Origin of the sequence: Sandaracinobacter neustonicus (assembly GCF_006385875.1) — a bacterium.
GTDB lineage: Bacteria > Pseudomonadota > Alphaproteobacteria > Sphingomonadales > Sphingomonadaceae > Sandaracinobacteroides > Sandaracinobacteroides neustonicus.
The window spans coordinates 67904-89816 of the sequence record NZ_VFSU01000032.1 but is presented as its reverse complement, the minus strand read 5'-3'; the positions used below and the strand labels follow the sequence as shown (position 1 = coordinate 89816).

General features: G+C 65.4%; 18 protein-coding genes and 1 pseudogene. 10 read left to right on the top strand and 9 right to left on the bottom strand.

The window, feature by feature from the left end; translation table 11 throughout:
• Positions 1–352: 352 nt before the first annotated feature.
• From ubiG to FJQ54_RS14865, 3 genes are all read right to left on the bottom strand, one after another.
• On the bottom strand, positions 353–1087 hold the full coding sequence (gene ubiG / locus FJQ54_RS14875) for a bifunctional 2-polyprenyl-6-hydroxyphenol methylase/3-demethylubiquinol 3-O-methyltransferase UbiG (protein ID WP_140929211.1): 735 nt from the start codon (positions 1085–1087) through the stop codon (positions 353–355).
• A gap of 41 nt (positions 1088–1128) precedes the next feature.
• On the bottom strand, positions 1129–1905 hold the full coding sequence (locus tag FJQ54_RS14870; protein ID WP_140929210.1) for an arginyltransferase: 777 nt from the start codon (positions 1903–1905) through the stop codon (positions 1129–1131).
• 381 nt (positions 1906–2286) lie between these two features.
• Positions 2287–3537 carry a threonine ammonia-lyase gene (locus FJQ54_RS14865; protein WP_140929209.1) on the bottom strand — a complete coding sequence of 417 codons (1251 nt, stop codon included), beginning with the start codon at positions 3535–3537 and terminating at the stop codon, positions 2287–2289.
• A gap of 107 nt (positions 3538–3644) precedes the next feature.
• Here FJQ54_RS14865 and FJQ54_RS14860 point away from each other — a divergent pair, with 107 nt between their 5' ends.
• Genes FJQ54_RS14860 through FJQ54_RS14850 form a run of 3 tightly spaced genes read left to right on the top strand, consistent with a single transcriptional unit; the run spans position 3645 to position 6804 of the window.
• The gene (locus FJQ54_RS14860; protein WP_140929208.1) at positions 3645–4502 is read left to right on the top strand and encodes an NAD(P)-dependent oxidoreductase; all 858 of its coding nucleotides are present in this window, start codon (positions 3645–3647) and stop codon (positions 4500–4502) included.
• Positions 4499–6163 (top strand): amidohydrolase, encoded by a 1665-nt coding sequence (locus FJQ54_RS14855; protein ID WP_140929207.1) that lies wholly within the window; start codon positions 4499–4501, stop codon positions 6161–6163. The genes FJQ54_RS14860 and FJQ54_RS14855 overlap by 4 nt, the downstream gene beginning before the upstream one ends.
• Positions 6121–6804 carry an NAD(P)H-dependent oxidoreductase gene (locus FJQ54_RS14850; protein WP_235890480.1) on the top strand — a complete coding sequence of 228 codons (684 nt, stop codon included), beginning with the start codon at positions 6121–6123 and terminating at the stop codon, positions 6802–6804. Before FJQ54_RS14855 ends, FJQ54_RS14850 begins: the two co-directional genes overlap by 43 nt.
• A 36-nt stretch (positions 6805–6840) precedes the next feature.
• Here FJQ54_RS14850 and FJQ54_RS14845 read toward each other — a convergent pair whose 3' ends face one another.
• The 3 genes from FJQ54_RS14845 to purF all read right to left on the bottom strand — a co-directional run bounded on the left by FJQ54_RS14845 (position 6841) and on the right by purF (position 9702).
• A complete protein-coding gene (locus FJQ54_RS14845; RefSeq protein WP_140929206.1) occupies positions 6841–7035 on the bottom strand; it encodes a hypothetical protein in 195 nt (64 codons plus the stop codon).
• Between the two features lie 454 nt (positions 7036–7489).
• Entirely contained in the window at positions 7490–8212 is a 723-nt protein-coding gene (locus tag FJQ54_RS14840; protein ID WP_140929205.1) for an SDR family NAD(P)-dependent oxidoreductase, read from the bottom strand.
• On the bottom strand, positions 8212–9702 hold the full coding sequence (gene purF / locus FJQ54_RS14835; protein WP_140929204.1) for an amidophosphoribosyltransferase: 1491 nt from the start codon (positions 9700–9702) through the stop codon (positions 8212–8214). Before purF ends, FJQ54_RS14840 begins: the two co-directional genes overlap by 1 nt.
• 113 nt (positions 9703–9815) lie before the next feature.
• Here purF and hisI point away from each other — a divergent pair, with 113 nt between their 5' ends.
• The 7 genes and pseudogenes from hisI to FJQ54_RS14800 all read left to right on the top strand — a co-directional run bounded on the left by hisI (position 9816) and on the right by FJQ54_RS14800 (position 18132).
• A complete protein-coding gene (gene hisI / locus FJQ54_RS14830; protein ID WP_235890479.1) occupies positions 9816–10148 on the top strand; it encodes a phosphoribosyl-AMP cyclohydrolase in 333 nt (110 codons plus the stop codon).
• Positions 10145–10792, top strand: coding sequence for an NAD(P)H-binding protein (locus FJQ54_RS14825; protein ID WP_140929202.1), 648 nt, complete (start codon positions 10145–10147; stop codon positions 10790–10792). Before hisI ends, FJQ54_RS14825 begins: the two co-directional genes overlap by 4 nt.
• A 474-nt stretch (positions 10793–11266) precedes the next feature.
• Positions 11267–11731 (top strand): MerR family transcriptional regulator, encoded by a 465-nt coding sequence (locus tag FJQ54_RS14820; protein ID WP_140929201.1) that lies wholly within the window; start codon positions 11267–11269, stop codon positions 11729–11731.
• 12 nt (positions 11732–11743) lie between these two features.
• Positions 11744–13546 (top strand): acyl-CoA dehydrogenase C-terminal domain-containing protein, encoded by a 1803-nt coding sequence (locus FJQ54_RS14815; RefSeq protein ID WP_140929200.1) that lies wholly within the window; start codon positions 11744–11746, stop codon positions 13544–13546.
• A 69-nt stretch (positions 13547–13615) separates the two neighbouring features.
• Positions 13616–14827 carry an acetyl-CoA C-acetyltransferase gene (locus FJQ54_RS14810; protein ID WP_140929199.1) on the top strand — a complete coding sequence of 404 codons (1212 nt, stop codon included), beginning with the start codon at positions 13616–13618 and terminating at the stop codon, positions 14825–14827.
• Positions 14828–14843: 16 nt separating this feature from the next.
• Positions 14844–17026: pseudogene (locus tag FJQ54_RS14805) on the top strand (3-hydroxyacyl-CoA dehydrogenase NAD-binding domain-containing protein).
• A 149-nt stretch (positions 17027–17175) separates the two neighbouring features.
• Complete coding sequence (locus FJQ54_RS14800; RefSeq protein ID WP_140929198.1) at positions 17176–18132, top strand: NAD(P)H-dependent flavin oxidoreductase; 957 nt, start codon at positions 17176–17178, stop codon at positions 18130–18132.
• A 118-nt stretch (positions 18133–18250) separates the two neighbouring features.
• On the opposite strand, the gene FJQ54_RS14795 is transcribed toward FJQ54_RS14800, so the two are convergent.
• From FJQ54_RS14795 to FJQ54_RS14785, 3 genes are read right to left on the bottom strand one after another with little or no spacing between them, the layout of a single operon-like run.
• Positions 18251–19006: a sigma-70 family RNA polymerase sigma factor gene (locus FJQ54_RS14795; RefSeq protein WP_268920589.1), complete on the bottom strand. Its 756-nt coding sequence runs from the start codon at positions 19004–19006 to the stop codon at positions 18251–18253.
• Positions 19006–21108 (bottom strand): flagellar biosynthesis protein FlhA, encoded by a 2103-nt coding sequence (locus tag FJQ54_RS14790; protein WP_140929197.1) that lies wholly within the window; start codon positions 21106–21108, stop codon positions 19006–19008. The genes FJQ54_RS14795 and FJQ54_RS14790 overlap by 1 nt, the downstream gene beginning before the upstream one ends.
• A 9-nt stretch (positions 21109–21117) precedes the next feature.
• Positions 21118–21831, bottom strand: coding sequence for a transglycosylase SLT domain-containing protein (locus tag FJQ54_RS14785; RefSeq protein WP_140929196.1), 714 nt, complete (start codon positions 21829–21831; stop codon positions 21118–21120).
• Between the last annotated feature and the right edge of the window lie 82 nt (positions 21832–21913).

The window sequence follows — 21913 nt, the reverse complement described above, 5'->3', positions numbered from 1 at the left end:
GAGGGCGACCCTCCTGCACCTCCAAAATTTCATGCGATTGAAATCGTTGCAGACAGGCAGCGGTTGCTTGCCCTGTGTCCTGATCTTCCCACCCGCTCAGGCTGAGCTTGTCGAAGCCCCCCGGGCGTGAGAGCTTAATGGCTGAGCCAGGCGGATGCTCATGGGGGCTTCGACAAGCTCAGCCTGAGCGGAGGAGGGAAACGGCGGTAAAGGCCGAGAGGCCGCTGGACTCGCAACGAATATAAGCGCCTCTTTTCAAGGGCACTCAACTCCACCACGCACGCAATAAAAATCTTGAGGGGTCAAGGGGTTGATACCCCTTGCGGGGTGCAGGGGCGGAGCCCCTGCGTTCTCAAACCCGCACAGCCGTGCCGATATAAGTGATGCTGACATCATCCGAAATGTGGAACCCCTTCGCCGGGGACCAGTTCAGCCCTTTCAGCGTTTCCACCTTCAGTCCCGCTTCCGCGAGATAGCGGGTGAGTTCGTCGGGGGTGAGGAATTTGTGCCAGTCGTGTCCGCCGTCGGGGATCATGCGGGTGATCTTTTCCGCGCCCGCGATCAGCACAGCCCAGCTGAGCGGGGTGCGGTTGGGGGTGGAGAAGATCAGCAGGCCGCCGGGTTTCAGCAGGCTGGCGAGCGCGGCGAGGAAGGCGGGGATGTCGGCCACATGCTCGACGACTTCGAGGCAGGTGACGATGTCGAACCGGCCTTTGTGGGCGGGGGCGAAATCGGTGATGTCGGCGGCGGTGTAGCGGATCGGCAGTTGCTGCGCGGCGGCGTGGGCGCGGGCGGCTTCGATCAGGTCTGCCCCGGCGTCGAGGCCCTGCGTGTCTGCGCCCATGCGCGCGAGCGGCTCGGTGACGAGGCCCGCGCCGCAGCCGATATCGAGTGCGGAGAGGCCTTCGAGAGCGCGGCGCTTGCGCGGGTCCAGTCCGAAATGATGGACTAGCGAGTCGCGGATGAAGCCAAGGCGGGTGGGGTTGATCCGGTGCAGCAGCCGGGACGAGCCTTCGGGATTCCACCAGTCGGCGGCCAGCCCGGCAAACAGGGCGATATTCTCGGCGTTCTGCGTGGTCTGCTGCATCGGGGATGGATAGCCCGCCGCGCGGGCTGCGTCGACTGCTCTCAGCCGATGGTCACGCGCCGGTCCACAGGCTGGCTGTCCAGCCGCGGCATCATCCGCCAGCCGTGCGGTGTCAGCATTTCCAGCGGGGCGAAGCGGCGCTTGTAGTCCATGCGCGGGCTGCCCTTCACCCAATAGCCGAGGTAGACATAGCGCATGCCCACCTGCGCGGCGCGTGTGACATGATCGAGGATGATATAGGTGCCAAGGCCGGGCCGGGCGTTCGGCCCGGTATCATAGAAGCTGTAGACCATCGACAGCCCGTCCGACTGCTTGTCCGTCAGGCAGGCGCCGATCAGGCGGCCGGGCTTTCCGTTCACGGATGGCTCGCGATACTCCACGATCACCGTATCCACCGGCGAGGTTTCGATCATTTCGGCGAAATCATAGCCGTCCATGCTGGCCATGCCGCCCTGCGGGTGGCGATCCTTCAGATAGCGGCGGAGCAGATCATATTGTTCTTCCGTCGCCCACGGGTCGCAGGCGGCGATATCCAGATCGGCGTTGCGTTTCAGCAGCTTGCGCTGGGAGGTGGAGGGCTCGAACTGGTTGGCGACAATCCGCACGGAGACACAGGCGCTGCAGCCGTCGCAACTGGGGCGATAGACGACATTCTGGCTGCGGCGGAAGCCGATGCGGCCCAGCCCCTCGCTCATGCGCTGGGCGTCCGTTCCGCGCAGTTCGGCGAACACCTTGCGCTCGGTGCGGCCCGGCAGATAGGGGCAGGGGCTTTCCGCAGTCACGAAAAAGCGTGGAAATCGAGTTGGTTGCTCTGTCATGCGGCAACCATCATGCAACGGACCGGGCCGGGCGACATCAATTCCACGCGCAACATCGGTGCTGGCCCGATCAGAGCCTTGTTGCTGCTTTTCATGTCAAAGCCGACCGTCACAACTGGCTGATCCCGACTCCATCCATCCGCTCCCGAACCGGCTGATGATGCACATTGGCTGGAGTGGAGGCAACGGAGAAGCTGCACGGAAATGGTTGCCGAGGCCCCCATTAACCCTGCATTACATGGATCCTGCCGTTTCCGACGCGGCACGATCCTGCCTGTTCCGGTGCGGCCCCATCCGCCGCGATATCCATCCAGCTTGCCGGTGCGGACCCTGCGCGGCAAGCCGGGCAGGGCGCAGATACATCCAGATCGGTTCAGGCTGTCAGCCCAACTCCACCTTGGTCACTTCATAGCCCGCGCCGCGCAGCGCTTCGATCAGCCGGTCCAGATGGTCGCCGCCGCGCGTTTCGCACTCAATCTCTGTCATCAGGCCCTTGGCGGGCAGGTTGGTGAAGATGCGGTGGTGCGAAACCTCCAATATGTTCACCTGCTGCTGATCGAAGATGCGCGCCACGCCATAAAGCTGGCCATGGCGATCCTTCAGCCGGATGCGCAGCCGCGCCAGCCGCCCGTTGCGGGCCAGATCGCGCAGCAGCACGTTCGCCAGCAGGCGGGTGTCGATGTTGCCGCCCGTCATCACCAGCCCAACGGTGCGGCCGCGGAAGCGGCGCGGATGCGCCAGCAGAGCGGCAAGCCCGGCCGCGCCCGCGCCTTCCACCACCGTCTTTTCGATGGCGAGCAGCATGGAAACTGCCCGCTCCAGATCACGTTCGCCCACCAGCAGCACGTCGGACACCAGCTTGCGCACCACGGGAACCGTGTTCTGGCCGGGGAATTTCACCGCGATGCCCTCGGCCAGCGTGTCGCCGTCGGCCACCACCGGCTCGCCCATCAGCGTCGCCTTCATGGAAGGATAGAGTTCCGCCTGCACGCCGACGATGTCGCACTTGGGCGCGACCTTCGATGCGATCACGGAGCAGCCGGAGATCAACCCGCCGCCGCCCACCGGCACCACCAGCGTGTCGATATCCGGCGCATCCTGAAACATTTCCAGCGCCACCGTGCCTTGCCCGGCCATCACCAGCGGATCGTCGAACGGGTGCACGAACACCAGCCCGCGCCGCTCGGCGATCATATGCGCATGGGCGCTGGATTCCTCCAGCTTCTCGCCGTGCAGCACCACCTCGGCGTCATGGCCTTCCGTCTGCTGCACCTTCACCATCGGCGTGAAGCGCGGCATCACGATGGTGGCCGGAATCCCCAGCCGCCGGGCGTGATAGGCAAGGCCCTGCGCATGATTGCCCGCGCTCATCGCGATCACGCCGCGCTTGCGCTCCTCCGGCGTCAGCGCCAGCAGCCGGTTCAGCGCGCCGCGTTCCTTATAGGCGGCTGTAAACTGCAGATTTTCGAACTTCAGATAGACTTTCGCCCCCGTCAGCTCGCCCAGCGTGCGGCTTTCCAGCGTGGGGGTGCGCACGATCTGCCCGGCAATACGCGCGGCGGCGGCCTCCACATCATCCGGCGTGATGGCGAGCGGTTCGGCGAGATCGGCTGCGGCAGGCGAGGCGTTCATTGCGGTTCCTGACAATTGAAGCAGGCCGCATAGACCTGCCGTCCCCAAGGGGCAACAGCCTGAGGCGGGCTGTTCCGAATCACCCGCGCGCGATAACGCCATGGGCCATGGCACATATTGCATTTGTGGGGCTGGGGGTGATGGGCTGGCCCATGGCCCGGCACCTGACCGCCGCCGGGCACGAGGTCCGGGTTTTCAACCGCACGGCCGAGAAAGCCGCGCGCTTCGCCGCCGCCTATGGCGCGACGCCCTGCACCACCGTGGCGCAAGCCGCAGAGGGCGTGGACGCGCTCATCACCTGTGTCGGCAATGATGATGATGTGCGGCAGGTGACGGAAGGGGCGGACGGCGGCTTCACCACCCTGCCGGACGGTGCGCTGTTCATCGATCACAGCACCGCCTCTGCCGCGTTGGCCAAGGCACTGGCTGCGCGCCACCCGCGCCTCAACTGCATCGACGCACCGGTTTCCGGCGGGCAGGCGGGCGCGGAGGCCGGGCAACTGGCGATCATGTGCGGCGGTGACGCTGACGCCATCGAGGCGGCGCGGCCGATCCTCGATTGCTATGGCCGCCGCGTGGTGCGGATCGGGCCTTCGGGCCATGGCCAGCTGGCGAAGATGTCGAACCAGATCGCCATCGCGGGGCTGGTGCAGGCACTGGCGGAATCGCTGCACTTTGCGAAAAAGGCCGGGCTGGATACGGCGGCGCTGCTGGATGCGATCGGGCAGGGGGCCGCGCAAAGCTGGCAGATGGACAATCGCGCCCGCACCATGGTGGAAGGCCGCTTCGATTTCGGCTTCGCGGTGGACCTGATGCGCAAGGATCTGGGCCTCGTGCTGGAGGAAGCGCGCAGCAATGGTGCCAGCCTGCCAGTCGCCGCGCTGGTGGACCAATTCTATGCCGATGTGCAGAAGATGGGCGGCAACCGCGACGACACATCGTCCCTGATCCGGAGGCTGTCATGATCTGCCGCCTGCTTGCCGCAACGGCGCTGCTGCTGGCCGCGATCCCGGCGGACGCCGCCAAGACGCTGATCGTGAACGCCAATGGCTACACCATGGATTCGGCGGGCAATCTGCGGCGCTTTTCCACCCTGTTCGTGGGCGACGACGGCAAGGTGCTGGCGATCATGCCGCGCGGCACGGTGGAGCCGAAGCTGGTGGCGGGCGATTTCCGGCTGGATGCCAAGGGCCGCACGCTGATCCCCGGCCTGATCGACGCGCATGGCCATATCATGGCGCTGGGGCTGCAGCTTCGCAGCCTTGATCTCACGGCCACCACCAGCCTTGCAGATGCGCAGACCAAGATCGCCGCCTATGCCGCGAAGGATACGTCGGCGGGCTGGATTCGCGGCGGCGGCTGGAATCAGGTGAGCTGGGGGCTGGGCCGCATGCCCACGGCGGCCGAACTGGATGCCGCCTATGCTGCGCGGCCGGTGTGGCTGTCGCGCGTGGATGGCCATGCCGGATGGGCGAACACGGCGGCGCTGAAGGTGGCCGGAATCACGAAGGCGACGAAAGACCCGGCGGGCGGGCGCATCCTGCGCGATGCGGCGGGCAACCCAACCGGCGTGCTGATCGACGCGGCGATGGATCTGGTGGAGAAGGCCGCCCCGCCACCATCCGCCGGGGAGCGGGAGAAGGCGCTGGAAGCCGCGCTGGCGCATCTCGCCTCCGTCGGCCTCACGGGTGTGCACGACATGGGCAGCAGCGCGGAGGACTGGGCGCTGTTCCGCACCTTCGGCGACGAAGGGCGGCTGACCTTGCGCATCACCGCCTATGCCGCCGGCATGCCCGCGATGGAGGCGATCAGCCCGCTGCGCCCCACGCCATGGCTCTACAACGGGCGGCTGAAGTTGCAGGGCATCAAGCTGATGGCCGATGGCGCGCTGGGCAGCCGCGGCGCGTGGCTGCTGAAACCCTATAGCGACGAGCCGGGCACGCGCGGGCTGCAGTTCCTCGACGATGCGAAGATGAAAAACCTGTTCAGCCGGGCCAATTACCTCGGCTATCAGGTGGCGGTGCATGCGATCGGCGACGCCGCCAACCGGCAGGCGCTGGACGCCTTCACCGAAATCCGACCGGCCTATAGCGACAAGTTCCGCAACCGCATCGAACATGCGCAGGTGATCGACCCGGCCGACATCCCCCGCTTTGCCGAGCTGAACATCATCGCCTCCGTGCAGCCCACCCACGCCACCTCAGACAAAGCGATGGCGGCGGATCGGCTGGGCGAAGCGCGGCTGACGGGGGCCTATGCCTGGGCGACGCTGCGCAAGGCGGGTGTGAAGCTGGCGCTGGGTTCCGATTTCCCGGTGGAACCGGCCAACCCCTTCTATGGCCTGCACGCCGCCGTCACCCGGCAAGACAGGCAGAACCAGCCGCCGGGCGGCTGGCGGCCGGAGGACGCACTGACGCTGCAGCAGGCCTTCGCGGGCTTCACCACCGATGCCGCATGGGCAGGCGGGCAGGACGGGAAGGCCGGGCAACTGACGGAAGGCAGCTTCGCCGATTTCCTGCTGCTGGATCGCGACCCCTTCACCATCGGCCCGGCCGAACTGCCGCAGGTGGTGGTGGAGGAAACATGGCTGGACGGCAAACGGGTGTATGTGAAACCGGCGAAATAGAAGGGCGCGGGGCCATGCAGGTGCTGCTGATCGATGGCCACCCCGGATCGGCCCGGCTGACCAGCCATCTGCTGGATGTCTATGCGTCCGCGCTGCCGCCCGGTTGCACCATTACCCGCATCGCCGTTCGCGATCTGGTGTTCGATCCGGTGCTGCACGATGGCTATGCGAAGCGGCAGGCGTGGGAGCCGGATGTGCGCCGCGTCGCGGAAGCGCTGCTGGCGGCGGATCATCTGGTGATCGCCTTTCCGATGTGGTGGGGGGCAGAGCCTGCGCCGCTCAGCGGGCTGCTCTCCCGCGTGTTGCTGCCGGGATTTGCCTTCGCCTATCATCCGAAAGACCCATGGTGGGATCGGTTGTTAACGGGCCGCTCGGCCGACCTGATCGTCACGATGGATACCCCGCCTATCTGGCTGTGGTTCGCCTTCGGCAATGCGCTGCTCCGGCGCTGGCGTGGGCAGATTCTGCAGTTCGTCGGCCTGAAGCCGGTGCGGACCTTCGCACTTGGCCCGGTGAAGCAGGGCGGGGTGGAGAAGAACCTCGGCAAATGGGAGGCGCGGCTGGCGAAGGCCGCCCGATCCGCCGCCGGGCTGAAGCGGGTGGAAAAGGCGATGCCGCCGCTGCCGGGCGAGCGCACATAGCAGCCATCCTGACCAAAGAGCGGCCGCGGTAAGCCCTCAGGCGTCGGAGCGTTCGGCGGAAGGCGCGGATTGCTGTCGTGCCGCGAAGGGCAGCAGCGGGGCCATTTCGTCGGGCCGGTCGATGCCATAGTTGGGCGGGAAATGATCCGGCAGATGGTGGGTGCCGAAAATTCGATCCATCACGGGCAGCGAGAACATGCTGGAATATTGCGTGTCGTCGCCGAACGTCACCTGCCAGCGCTCCGTGGTCGGGCCGGTGAAGGTGTATGCTGGCCAGCGGCTTGCCAGAAGTTCAATTCATAGGTCTTGCCGACGGTCAGGCCTGAGATGATTTGGTAGGTCGGCGCGCGGAACGGCGGATCGCCATCCGCCAGCACGAAATCGCCACCATCCGGGCTGGTCGTCCTTCTTCATGGATGCCCCCATGTATTAAGGCTCCGGCCCTTTCGGAGGCCTGAAACCGGAATAGGAAGCAGAGGTTTTCGCGCACAACAGATAGTTGGCCGGATCGGTGAGACTTTTGGTTAACGCAATGAAAGTTTGATAGAAATGGCACAATCGCAAAACGGATCGTTCATCTTTATGAACGGCGGGAAATAGAAATCCTAATGGCCGTTAACTGGTTGACAGATGTCCACCATGATGTGTCGGGCGGCTTCACCGGCAAGCACCCGAGTCTCCAGCCTCAGCCCAGCAGCGCCCCGTCGCGCGCGATGGCGATCCGGCTCAGCCCGGGTGGCAGCGAAGCCTGTAATCGCTCGGCGATCCGGTCGGCCACCGCCTCCGGCTCTTTCAGCGTCTGCGGATCCTCTCCGGGAAAAGCCTTCGCACGCATCTGCGTGCGGGTGCCGCCCGGATCGACGATCAGCGCATTTACCCCCAGCGCCTGCATCTCGGCGGCATAGACGCCCACCAGAGACTCCAGCGCCGCTTTGCTGGCGGCATACGGCCCCCAATAGGCTTCCGCCCGGCTCGCCACAGACGAGGTGATGGCCACCACAGTGCCCCGGCCCAGCCGCAGCTGGCCATCGAAGGCGCGGATCAGCCGCCATTGCGCCGTCACGTTCAGCGCCATCACCGCTTCGAATTCCTTCGGGCTGACATGGGCGAGCGGAGACAGCGTGCCCAGCATGGCCGCGTTCAGCACCAGCAGATCCAGCCCGTTCCAGCGACCGGCGATGGCGGCGGCCAGCTTGTCGATATCCTCGCCCTTGGTCAGATCAACCGGCGCGATGGTGGCGCTGCCGCCTTCGGCATGGATCGCATCTTCGGTCGCGATCAGCCCGGATTCGCTGCGGGCCGTCAGGATCACATGATAGCCTTCGCGCCCCAGCCGGATCGCGGTGGCGGCACCGATTCCCCGGCTCGCGCCGGTAACGAGCGCGAGCTTCTGCCGATTTTCCGCCATCAGCCGCGCCGTTCGGCCAGCAGGCCCAGCTGCGTCGGCGCTTCGGCAGCCTCGTGGTCGGTCAGCCGGGTGGGATAATCCCCGGTGAAACAGGCATCGCAGAATTGCGGGGCGTTGGCGATGCGGGCCGTTTCGCCCAGCGCGCGATACAGCCCGTCGATAGAGATGAAGGCGAGGCTGTCGCAACCGATGTAGTTGCGCATCGCTTCCAAATCCATCTGCGCCGCCAGCAGTTTGGAGCGTTCCGGCGTGTCCACGCCATAGAAACAACTGTTGGTGGTGGGCGGGCTGGCGATGCGCAGATGCACTTCGGCCGCGCCCGCATCGCGCAGCATCTGCACGATCTTCACGCTGGTGGTGCCGCGCACCACCGAATCGTCGATCAGCACCAGCTTCTTGCCCTGAATCATCGCCCGATTGGCATTGTGCTTCAGCTTCACGCCCAAGTGGCGAATCTGGTCTCCGGGCTGGATGAAGGTGCGGCCCACATAATGGCTGCGGATGATGCCCAGCTCGAACGGAATGCCCGCCGCCTGCGCATAGCCGATGGCGGCGGGTGTTCCCGAATCGGGCACCGGCACCACCATGTCGGCCACAACCGGGGCTTCCGCCGCCAGTTCCGCACCGATGGATTTGCGCACCTGATACACCGAAAGCCCGTCGGAAAAGCTGTCCGGCCGGGAGAAATAGACCTGCTCGAAGATGCAGGGGCGGGATTTCACCGGGGCGAACGGCTTCAGGCTGCGGATGCCGTCGTCGTTGATCACCACCAGCTCGCCCGGCTCGATGGAGCGGATGAAGCTCGCGCCCACGATATCCAGCGCCACGGTTTCGGAGGCCAGAATCCACGCTTCGCCCAGCTTGCCCAGCACCAGCGGGCGGATCCCCAGCGGATCGCGGCAGGCGATAATGCCCTCTTTCGTCAGGCAGATCAGCGAGTAAGCGCCCTCCACCTGTTTCAGCGCATCGATGAAGCGATCCAGAAGGGTGCGGAAGCTGGAGGTGGCAACCAGATGGATGATCACCTCCGTGTCGGAGGTGGACTGGAAAATCGAGCCGCGCTGGATCAGCTCGGCCTTCAACGTCATCGCGTTGGATAGATTGCCGTTATGCGCCACGGCAAAGCCACCGGCGGCCAGATCGGCATAGAGCGGCTGCACATTGCGCAGCGCGGTGTCGCCGGTGGTGGAATAGCGGTTGTGGCCGATGGCCGCTTCGCCGGGCAGGGCGTCGATCACGTCAGTGCGGTCGAAATTGCCCGCCACATGCCCCATCGCCCGGTGGACATGGAATTCCTCGCCATCGAAGCTGAGGATACCGGCCGCCTCCTGCCCGCGATGTTGCAGGGCGTGCAGCCCCAGCGCCACCATGGCAGACGCCTGCGTGCCGCCCCAGACGCCGAACACGCCGCACTCTTCGCGCAGCTTGTCGTCATCGAAGGGATCGGTTGTAAGCTGGCTTGCCTCGAAAACGTCAGCCGCCTCTGCCATGGAATTCCTGCCTGTCTTGTGAGCCGCTCGCTGCGGGGCCATGTAGGCGGTTCCGCTGCGTTTGTCGCTATATCTGTTGTCATTGAAAGGTCATCAAGGCCCGCATGGCTGACATGTTCGAACCGAAACTGGATGCAAACGGCCTGCTGACGGCCGTAGTGACCCATGCGCAGACCGGCGCGCCGCTGATGGTGGCGCATATGAACGCGCAAGCCATCGCCAAAACGCGGGAGACGGGCAGGGCGCATTTCTGGTCCCGCAGCCGCCAGTCCTTGTGGCTGAAGGGCGAAACATCCGGCCATTTCCTGAACGTGACGGAGATTCTGGTCGATTGCGATCAGGATTGCCTCTGGCTGAAGGCGCTGCCCGAAGGCCCGGCCTGCCACACGGGTGCCGCCAGCTGCTTCTACCGGCGGCTGACGCCAGAGGGGCTGGAACCCGCATGAAGCTGCTGCTGGCCGGGGCGACGGGTCTCGTCGGCAGCCGGCTGCTGCAATTGCTGCTGGCCGATGGGCATGAGGTGGTATCGGTCGGGCGACGACCCAGCAGCGTCTCGCATCCGCTGCTGCACGAGTTGCAGGTGGATTTCGCACAGCTCCCCGCACTGCCCCCGGCCGATGCAGCGATCTCTGCGCTGGGCACCACCATGGCGACGGCCGGAAGCGAAGCGGCTTTCCGTGCCGTGGATCAGCACGCCGTGCTGGCATTTGCCCGCGCCGCCCATGCCGCCGGGTGCGGCCATTTCCTTTCCGTCAGCGCGGTTGGGGCCGACGCAGGCTCGCGCGTCTTTTACAGCCGGGTGAAAGGCGAGGTCGAGCAAGAGCTTGCAACCATCGGCTTCGACAGGATCGACATCGTCCGCCCCGGCTTGATCATCGGCCCACGCGCCGAACGGCGGCCGTTCGAGGCGCTGGCGCAGCGGCTTGCCCCGCTGTTCGATCCGCTGCTGATGGGCGGGTTGAGCCGTTACCGCTCGATTCGCGCAGAGGATGTGGCGGCGGCGCTGGCGCGACTGGCCGGGCGGGGCGGGGCGGGCGTGCATGTCCACGAATATGCCGCACTGGCGGCGCTTGCCGTGGAGCAGGGCTGAAAAGCGGCAAGTCACGATTCGTGACTAAACAAAGTCGTCGCTTTGGCGTATCAGGCCCTCAGTGGTGGCCTGTATGTCGCACAGGCTTTTGCACGTTTCAGGGTCGGTCACCACCGTCCCGCCGCCCATGGCCTGTGCCGGGGCGGCGGGCGGAAGAGGCGCAGTGGCTTCAGGTGACAATGGTTTCATAAGCCAGGTGCGGCATCTTTGCCTGCTGCCGCTCCACGTTCCCGGCTCACAGGCTGATCTCCCCCGCTCAGGCTGAGCCTGTCGAAGCCCCATGGAGCAGCGAGCCCCGGCTCAGCCATTGAGCATTCACGCCCGGGGCTTCGACAGGCTCAGCCTGAGCGGCGGAGAGAGGGTGGGCGCGATGCCTGTGTGCAAAAGATATAAGCGCCAGTTCATCTGCCCGGCAGAACGGATCATCGCGTCAGAATATTGACGTGAACGTAAAGGTGAGGCATCGGAGCGCGCATGGGAACGGGAGGCTTCAATATTCCGGGCGAAGCGCTCGACAGCGCCGGGCCTGCTCCTGCCGGGGGAATCGACCCTGCAGAGAGCGAGGCGCGCTTCACCATCACCGACCTGTCGCGCGAATATGCCGTCACCCCGCGCACCCTTCGCTTTTACGAGGACGAAGGGCTGATTCATCCCACCCGTCGCGGCACCACGCGGCTGTATTCCCGCGCGGATCGCGCCCGGCTTGCGTGGATCTTGCGTGGCCGCTCGGTGGGCTTCAGCCTGGCCGACATCCGCGACCTGTTGGACATGTATGCCCCCGGCCCGGCCCGGCGGCCGCAGATCGAGGCAACGCTGGCAAAAAGCCGCGAGCGTATCACCGCGCTCAACGAACAGCGTGCCGCGCTGGATGCGACCATCGCCGAACTGGAACAATTCTGCAGCACAGTCGAGGCGCAGTTGCTGCGCCCGAATCCCTGAGGAGAAACCCGAATGCCCGCCAGCTATCGCGCCCCCGTGAAAGACAGCCAATATGTGCTGAAGCATGTGGTGGGGCTTGATCGTTACCAGAATCTGCCCGGTTTCGGAGACGCCACGCCGGACATGGTGAACGCGATTCTGGAAGAAGGCGCGAAGTTCGTGGAAGGGGTGATCCACCCGCTGAACCAGAGCGGAGATCAACAGGGCTGCACCCGCCATGCAGATGGCAGCGTCACCGCGCCCGATGGCTTCAAGGCGGCCTACAAGGCTTTCACAGAAGGCGGCTGGGGCACGCTGATGCAGCCGAAGGAATATGGCGGGCAGGGGCTGCCGCATGTGCTCGGGTCCGTGTTCGAGGAGTTCCAGTCGTCCGCGAACATGGCCTTCTCCATGTATCCGGGCCTCACGCAGGGGGCCATCAGCGCCATTCTCGTCACCGGCTCGGATGCGCAGAAGGCGACCTATCTCCCCAACATGATCGCCGGCAGCTGGACCGGCACGATGAACCTGACGGAGCCGCACGCGGGCACCGATCTCGGCCTCATCAAGACCCGCGCCGAACCGCAGGCGGACGGCAGCTTCAAGATCACCGGCACCAAGATTTTCATTTCGGCGGGCGAGCATGACCTGTCAGACAATATCATCCACCTCGTGCTGGCGAAAACGCCGGACGCGCCGGACAGCGTGAAGGGGATCTCCCTGTTCATCGTGCCCAAGTTCCTCGTGAACGAGGATGGCTCTCTGGGTGCGCGCAACAGCCTGTCGTGCGGGTCCATCGAGCATAAGATGGGCATCCACGCCAACGCCACCTGCGTGATGAATTACGACGGCGCGACCGGCTATTTGATCGGCGAGGAAATGAAGGGCCTGCGCGCCATGTTCATCATGATGAACGTGGCCCGGCTGGGCGTGGGCGTGCAGGGGCTCGCGCAATCGGAAATCGCCTATCAGAATGCGGTCGCTTACGCGAAAGACCGGATTCAGGGCCGCTCGCTCACCGGCCCGAAGAACCCGGAGGCCAAGGCCGATCCGATCATCGTCCACCCCGATGTGCGGCGCATGCTGCTGAACGCCAAGGCGTTCAACGAAGGCGGCCGGGCGCTGGCGCTGTGGGCAGCGCTGCAGGCCGATCTCTCGCACAAGGCGGAAACCGCCGAACAGCGCGAACTGGCGGACGATCTGCTCTCTCTGCTGACGCCGGTGATCAAATCCTACCTCACGGACGAAGGCTATGCCAACGCCACCAACGCCCAGCAGGTGTTCGGCGGCCATGGCTATATCGCCGAATGGGGGATGGAGCAGTTCGTGCGCGATGCGCGCATCTCCATGATCTATGAAGGCGCAAACGGCATTCAGGCGCTGGATCTGGTGGGCCGCAAGCTGGCGCAGAACGGCGGCCGGGGCCTGCGGGCCTTTTTCGCGCTGGTGGATGGCGGCATCGCCGAGGCCCGTGCGGTGGACAGCCTGAAGGCCCATGCCGATGCGCTGGCCGAAGCCAAGGGCGCGCTGGAAGGCGCGACCTTCTGGCTGATGCAAAACGCCATGAGCAACCCGGACAATGCCGGTGCCGGGTCCGCCGCCTATCTGAAGCTGATGGCGCTGGTGGCGCTGGGGCATTTCTGGCTGCTGATGGCAAGGGCCAGCACGGCCGCGCTGGCAGGCGACCCCAGCGATTTCGGCAAGGACTTCCACGAAGCCAAGCTGATGACGGCAGCCCACTTCTTTGCCCGCCAGCTGATCGCTGCCCACACCCATGCCGCCGAAGTGCGGGTGGGCGCGGACACGCTGATGGCGCTGCCCGCCGATTCCTTCTGATGATTGCACCAGCTTGCCCCCATATGGGGCAGGCGTAGGACACACCCGTTCCGACTAGGGAGACTGAAAATGGCCGAAGCCTATATCTACGACGCCGTGCGCACCCCGCGCGGCAAGGGCCGCAAAGACGGCAAGCTGCACGAAATCACCCCGATCCAGCTCGCCACACAGGTGCTGCAGGCGATCCGCGATCGCACCAACATCGACACCGCCGACGTGGACGACGTGATCCTCGGCTGCGTCTCCCCGGTGGGGGAACAGGGCGCGGACATCGCCCGCGTCGCCGTGCTGAACGCCGATTATGCCGAAACGACGGCCGGCGTGCAGGTGAACCGTTTCTGCGCCTCCGGCCTTGAAGCCGTGAACATGGCGGCTGCCAAGGTGATCGCGGGCGAAGCCGAATTCGCCATCGGCGGCGGCGTGGAAAGCATGAGCCGCGTGCCCATGGGCTCCGACGGCGGCGCATGGGCGACCGACCCAGCGGTTGCCATCAAGAATTATTTCGCCCCGCAAGGCATCGGCGCGGACCTGATCGCCACCATCGACGGATTCTCCCGCGACGATGTGGACGCTTACGCCGTGGAATCGCAGCGCCGGGCAGCCAAGGCGTGGGACGAAAAGCGGTTCGCCAAATCCATCATCCCGGTGAAAGACGTGATCGGCGAAATCGTGCTCGGCCATGACGAATATATGCGCCCGCAGACGGATATGCAGTCGCTCGCCAGCCTTGCCCCGGCCTTTCAGGCGCTTGGCGAACAAATGCCCGGCTTCGACGAGATCGCCAAGCTGCGCTATCCGGAAGTGGAGCGTGTGAACCACGTCCACCACGCGGGCAACTCGTCGGGCATCGTCGATGGCGCGTCCGCCGTTCTGGTGGGCAACAAGGAAATCGGCGCGAAATATGGCCTGAAGCCGCGCGCCCGTATCAAGGGCATGGCCTCCATCGGCTCTGAGCCGCTGATCATGCTGACCGGCCCCACCTACGTCACGCAAAAGCTGCTGAAGCGGCTGGGCATGACGGTGGCCGATATCGACCTGTTCGAACTGAACGAGGCCTTTGCGTCGGTGGTGATGCGGATGATGAAGCATCTTGATATCCCGCACGAGAAGATGAACGTGAACGGCGGCGCCATCGCCATGGGCCACCCGCTGGGGGCCACCGGCGGCATGATCCTCGGCACGGTGCTCGATGAGCTCGAGCGCACCGGCAAGCAGACGGCGCTCGTCACCCTGTGCGTCGGCGCCGGGATGGGCACCGCCACCGTCATCGAACGCATCTGATTTTCCGGAGGAACCCATGACAGAACAAGCCATCCGTCAGGATCTGGATGCAGACGGCATCCTCCTGCTCACCATCGATTGCCCCGGGCTGTCGATGAACGTCATCAACGAAGACCTGACGCGCGACCTGATCGCCGCCGTGGAGCGTATCAAGACCGACGACGCCGTGAAGGGTGCCGTCATCACCTCCGGCAAGCCCAGCGGCTTTGTCGCAGGCGCAGACCTGAAAGGCATGAACTTTTCTGGCGGCGGGGCAGGGGCCTCATCCGGCAAATCCCGCATGGCGCAACTGTTCGAGGGCGTGTTCACCCTGAACAAGCTGCTGCGCGATATGGAAACCACCGGCAAGCCGGTCGCCTCCGCTGTGAACGGCCTCGCGCTGGGCGGCGGTCTGGAGATCGTGCTGGCAACGCATTACCGCGTGATCGCCGACAATCCGAAGATCGTGCTGGGCCTTCCTGAAGTGCTGGTGGGCCTGTTCCCCGGCGCGGGCGGCACCCAGCGGCTGCCGCGCCTGATCGGCGTGCAACCCGCGCTGATGTTCCTGCTGCAAGGCAAGAATATGAGCCCGCAGGAAGCGCTGGGCCTCGGCGTCGCGCAGGCCGTGGTGCCGGTGGAGCAAGTCGTGCAAACCGCGAAGGATTGGGTGAAGGCCAACCCCAAGGGCGGCGTGCAGCCGTGGGATCAGAAGAGCTTCAAATTCCCCGGCGGCGTCGGCGCGACCAACCCCAATTTCGTGCAGACCTTCATGGGCGGCACGGCGATGGCGCACAAGCAGACCTTCGGCAACATGAATCAGGTGAAGGCAATCCTGTCCGCCGTCTATGAAGGCACACAGCTGCCGATGGACACGGCGATCCGCCTTGAATCCAAATATTTCGCCAAGGTCGTCGCCGATCCGCAAGCCGGCAACATGATCCGCTCGCTGTTCGTGTCCAAGCAGGCCGCTGAAAAGGGCGCGCGCCGCCCGGCCAATGTCCCGCCAATGAAGACGAAGAAGGTCGGCATGTTGGGCGCAGGCCTGATGGGCGCGGGCATCGCCATGGTTTCGGCGCAGGCCGGGATCGAGGTGGTGCTGCTGGATCGCGATCTGGCGGCGGCTGAAAAGGGCAAGCAATACACCGCAGACCGCCTCGCCAAGAAGCGCACCGCGCCGGAAAAGGCCGCCGAAATCCTCGGTCGCATCCACCCGACCTCGGATTACGCCGATCTGAAGGGCTGTGACCTGATCATCGAGGCGGTGTTCGAAACCCGCGAGATCAAGGCGGACGTGACCAAGGCCACCGAAGCCGTTGTCGGCGCAGACACGATCTTCGGCTCCAACACCTCCACCCTGCCGATCACCGGTCTGGCGGAAGCATGGTCTAAGCCGAGAATTTCGTGGGCATCCACTTCTTCTCGCCAGTCGAGAAGATGCCGCTGGTCGAAATCATCGTCGGCAAGAAAACCGGGCCTGAGGCAATCGCCAAGGCGCTCGATTATGTGGCGCAAATCCGCAAGACGCCGATCGTCGTGAACGACAGCCGCGGTTTCTACACCAGCCGCTGCTTCGGCACCTATGTGCAGGAAGGTCTGACGCTGCTGGGCGAAGGCGCAAAGCCAGCCCTCATCGAAAATATCGGCAAGCAGATGGGCATGCCCGTCGGCGCGCTGGCCGTGAACGATGAAGTCGGCCTCGACCTCAGCTACAAGGTCGCGCAGCAGACGAAGGCCGATCTGGGAGACGCCTACAAGCCCGGCGCGGGCGAGGCCGTCATCGAAAAGATGATGGAACTGGGCCGCCATGGCCGCAAGAACGGCAAGGGCTTCTACGTCTATCCGGAAGACGGCTCGGCGAAATATCTCTGGCCCGAACTCGGCACCTACTTCCCCGTCTCCGCCGTGCAGCCCACCCCGGCAGAGGTGAAAGAGCGGCTGCTCTATCGCCAGCTGGTGGAAACCGCCCGCTGCTTCGCCGAAGGCGTGCTGGAAACGCCGGAAGATGGCGATCTGGGTGCCATCTTCGGCTGGGGCTTCGCGCCCTTCACCGGCGGCCCGTTCAGCGCGATAGACACCATCGGCCTCGAAACCGTGGTGCAGACGCTGGATCGCCTCGCGCAACAATATGGCGAGCGCTTCACCCCGCCGCAGATGCTGCGCGACATGGCCGCCAAAGGCGAAACCTTCTACGGCAACGCCGCGAAGAAAAAGGCCGCCTGATCCCCGATCAGGCCTGAACCGGGGCGGGTGCCTGTTCGCAGGCGCCCGCCCTATTCATATGCGCATCCTCCCAAAAGCCTAGGTTGTTCCGGCACGCGCGACATGGCTTTCCTGTCAGCAACAATGCAGACATCTTTGAGGGAGCAGCCATGATCAAAACCCCCCTGTGCGACATGCTCGGCGTCGAGCATCCCATCATGCTCGCCGGGATGGGCGGCGTGTCCTATGCGGAAGTGGTCGCCGCCGTCTCCAACGCAGGCGGCTTCGGCACGTTGGGCATGGCAGGCACCAGCGCCAAGTTCATCGAAGCGCAGATGCAGCAGGTGCGCGCCCTGACCGACAAGCCCTTCGGTGTCGACCTGCTGTCCGCCCAGCCGGAAACGCTCACCGCCGCCATCGATGTCATCATCGCCAACGGCGCCAAGGCGTTCGTCGCGGGCCTCGGCGTGCCATATCCCATCGTCAAGCAACTGAAGGATGCGGGCGTCCTTGTGTTCGCCGTGGTCGGCAAGGTCGATCATGCCGTGAAGGCGGAACAGGCGGGCTGCGACGGCGTTATCGCGCAGGGCACCGAAGGCGGCGGCCATACCGGGCAGGTCGCCTCCGTCGCGCTCTGGCCGCAAGTGGTGGACGCCGTGAAGATCCCCGTGGTGGCCGCAGGCGGCCTCTACGATGGCCGCGGCCTCGCCGCCGCCCTCGCCATGGGCTGCCAAGGCGTCTGGATGGGCACTCGCTTCATCGCCTCCAAAGAAGCCCATGCAGGGCAGGCTTACAAAGACGCCATCGTCGAGATGTCAGAGGCAGACACCACCATCTCGCGCGGCTTCACCGGCAAGACGCTCCGCGCGCTCAAGAACGACACCACAGACAAGTTCGAGAAGGAGCAAGCCAAGCCCTTCCCGGCGCAAGTCATGGAATCGGTGCAACTGAACCGCCTTGGGCCGATTGCAGGCATCACCGAAAACATCGACCGCAACTTTCAATGCTTTGCGGTGGGGCAGGGCGGCGGCGGCGTCCGCGAAGTGCTCAGCTGCGCCCAGATCGTGCAAAACACGCTTTCGGAAGCGGAAACAACGCTGAAGCGCATCGGCAAGCTGGCGGGGTAGGGCGGCTTCGTGGCCCGCCGCCCAGACTCACCGGCTATACTCCACACAAGAAAAAAGCCCCGGAACGTCCTCCAACGTTCCGGAGCCAGTGAGTCGCTGTCGTCTTCCTACCCAAAACTCAGTCCTGATCCCATCCCCCAAGATGGTTACGCAGCTTGTCCAGAGCCACTTTCTTGATCTGGCAAACCCGCGCTGCGCCGACGCCCAGCACCTGCCCGATCTCCTCCAGATTCAGCTCCTCCACGAAATAGAGCTGCAGCACCTGCGCCTCCCGCTGCGGCAGGTTGCGGATGGAATCCGCGATGGCCTTGCGCATCCGGCTGGATTGCAGCTGTTCCAGCGCATCCGGCTCCTCGGCGGCGAACCAGATGCTGTGATCGGAATAGACCTCGTCCATCGATTCATGCCGCACCGCCTGCGTGGCGTTCAGCAGATCGTGCAGGTCCGGCAGCTCCAGCCCCATTTCCTCGGCCAGTTCGGCATGGCTCGGTGCGCGGCCCAGACGGTTGTTCAGCCGCGATTGCGCCGCCCCCAGTTCACGCCGCTTGCGGAGCGCCGAGCGGCACAGCGTCGCCTGCTTGCGCAGCAGATCGATCATCGCCCCGCGAATGCGCACGCTGGCATAGGTGCTGAAGGCCGCCTGCCCGCGATCCTCGAAGGTGCGCGCCGCTTCGATCAGCGCGACCATCCCCGTCTGCACCAGCTCCTCGATATCCAGCGCGGAGGAGACGCGGGCGTGGGTGTGCCAGGCGATCTTGCGCACCAGCGCCATGTTCATCCGCACCAGCCGATCCGGATCGGGCCGAGCAACGGCGTCTGGCGAATAAAGCCCGAGCAGCGCAGCGCCGCCGGAGTGCATAAGGCGAGCGTCCATCAGGCTGGCTCCATAGTGGCGGGTTTCGGGGCCGGGTTATTGGCAAGGTCCCCACTGACGACGGCGACCACTTCGACGGCGCGGTGATCCTGCAATTCCGGGAAGCCCAGCACCGGGATCAGGATATGCGGGCGAAGCAGCCGCCACAGCGCCCGACGCGGTCCGGGCTGGGTGACGAGGATGACGGGTGTGCCAGCCGCCACCAGCGGACCAGCAGCGGACAGAACCGCCTCCATGATGCGGTTGCCAAGGCCGGGTTCGAAGGGAAAATCGCTCGCCGGGGCCGCGCGGTGGGCTGCGACCAGCAGCGATTCCAACTCCGGTGCAAGCGCGATCAGCTTCAGCGCGCCGCCGCCCGGCGCAATGCCGGACAGGATCAGCCCGCCGATGCGGCCCCGCACCGCCTCCACCAGCAACGCCGGATCCTGCACACTGCCCACATGCTGCGACAGGGCCGCCGCAATGCGCGGGAAGCCCTTAAGCGAAACACCTTCCTCCAGCAGCGATTGCGCCACCTGCGTTGTCAGCGCCAGCGGCACGGTGCGCGGGGAAAGGCTGGCGGCCAGCTGCGGCTGGCGGTTGCCCAGCGCATCCAGAAGGCCCTGCATATCATCCTGCGTGAACAGGATATGTGCATGTTCCTTCAACAGCTTGTAGATATGCGTTCCCACCACGGTGGCGCTGTCCACCACCGTATATCCGGCATCCAGCGCCTGCGGCTCCATCGACGGATCAATCCAGCGCGCCGTCATCCCGAACGCCGGATCGCGCACCGCCCGGCCGGGGATTTCGCCCGTCACCGCCTCCGCCTCCAGCGCCAGCAGGTCGGCGGGCCAGGCCTCGCCTTCGCCGGCCAGTTCCTCGGCAATGCTGATGCGATAGGATTGCGGCGCAAGGCCCAGATTGTCGCGAACGCGGGCCATCGGCAGCACAAAACCCAGTTCTTGCGACAGCTGGCGGCGGATGCCGGTGATCCGCGTCATCAGCGGGCCTTCCGCATCCACCAGCGGGATCAGCCCATAGCCGATCTCGATCAGGATCGGCGCGCTGTCTGTCACTTCGGCCCAATCGAGCTGGGCCGGTGGGGCGGCGTTGGCGATGGGCTCGACCACCGGTTCGGGGCGTTTGCGCAGCCGCCATGCCACCGTTCCGGCGAGCGCGGCGGCCGGGGCCAGCAGCATCGCAGGCAGGCCGGGCACCAGCGCCATCGCCCCCAGCACGCCCGCCGTCGGCCACCATGCGCTGGCGGACGCCACCTGCCGCCCGAGCTGGCTGGACAGGCCATGATCGTCCGCGCTGCGCGTCACCAAAATCGCTGCGCCGATGGAGAGTAGCAGCGCGGGCACCTGCGCCACCAGCGCGTCGCCGATGGAGAGGATGATGTAAGCGTCCGCCGCTTCGCCGAAGGAGAGGCCATGGCTGAGCATGCCGATGGCCAGCCCGCCGAAGATATTCACCAACAGGATCAGGATGCCCGCAACCGCATCCCCTTTCACGAACTTGGATGCGCCATCCATCGAGCCGTAGAAATCGGCCTCTGCCGCCACATCGGCGCGCCGCGCGCGGGCTTCGTCCGGCGTGAGCATTCCGGCGCTGAGGTCCGCGTCGATGGCCATCTGCTTGCCGGGCAGGGCGTCCAGCGTGAAGCGGGCGGACACTTCAGAGACGCGGCCTGCGCCCTTGGCGATCACAGAAAGGTTCACGATCATCAGGATCACGAAGACCATCAGGCCCACCACGAAATTGCCGCCGATCAGCGCATGGCCGAACGCCTCGATCACATGGCCGGCGGCGGCGGGGCCTTCATGGCCATGCACCAGCACCACGCGGGTGGAGGCGACGTTCAGCGCCAGCCGGAACAGCGTGGCCACCAGCAACAGGGTGGGGAAGGTGGAGAAATCCAGCGGCCGCTTCGCCTCCAGCACCAGCATCAGCATCAGCAGCGACAGCAGGATGTTGCCGATGAAGAAGATGTCCAGCATCCAGCTGGAGATCGGCACCACCATCAGCAGCACGATCGCCAGCATGGCCACCGGCAGCAACGCCCGGCCGCTGGCGAAGGGCAGGGTAGAGAGCGACAGGCGGGATATCAGGGCGGGCATGGGACGGGCCTAAACGCCGAGATCGGCGAGCAGGAGGTAGGCGAGGCGGGCGGCCTCCGCAGCGCGCAGCGGGGTTTCCGGCAGTGCCGCCGCTGTCTCTACCGTTCCAGCCGTTGCCGCCACCGCGACGGGCGCAGACTCCACGCCCAACCGCTGGCTGAACAGCGCGTGCACCTCCGCCAATGAGCGCGGCTGGCCATCCTGAAAGAAAATAGACGGGTTGGCGCGCGCTGCCGATGGCATCAGCGCTGCCGCCGATTGATCGGGCGAAGCGGAGAGCGCCTCCAGAAAGCGCGCCGCGCCGCCCGCGCCCAGAAAATGCGCGAGATAGAGATCGACAGGCCCGGCTTCGCGCCCCAGCCGCGATTCCAGCAGTTCGGCATTGTCTGCCATATGCTCGGCCGCCATCAGGCTTGCCGCGCGCGGATCGTTGCGCAGCGCCAGCGCATCCGCCTTCGAAGCCGCAGATAAGCCATGCCGCGCACCATGTTTGGCCAGCACGTTCAGCCAGCTGCTGTCGATGAACTGGAACAGGCCTGTCGCGGAGGAGGTGCGCGCCTTCGCATCGGGGTTGAAACCGGATTCGAGCCGGGCGGTATGGTAAAGCGCCGAAAAATCGACCCCTGTCCGCTGCGCAGCTTCTACCAACGCCGGAAGCACAGCGGCTGCGGCGCTGCTGGAACCACTACCGGAAACGGACCCGGAAAGAGGGCTGGCGGACATGCTTGCCCAATAGCAAGGACGTTGCCCGGGCGGCGCGGAGTTGGCACCAGAACGGACATATCGAGCCACTGTTCCGAAAAGA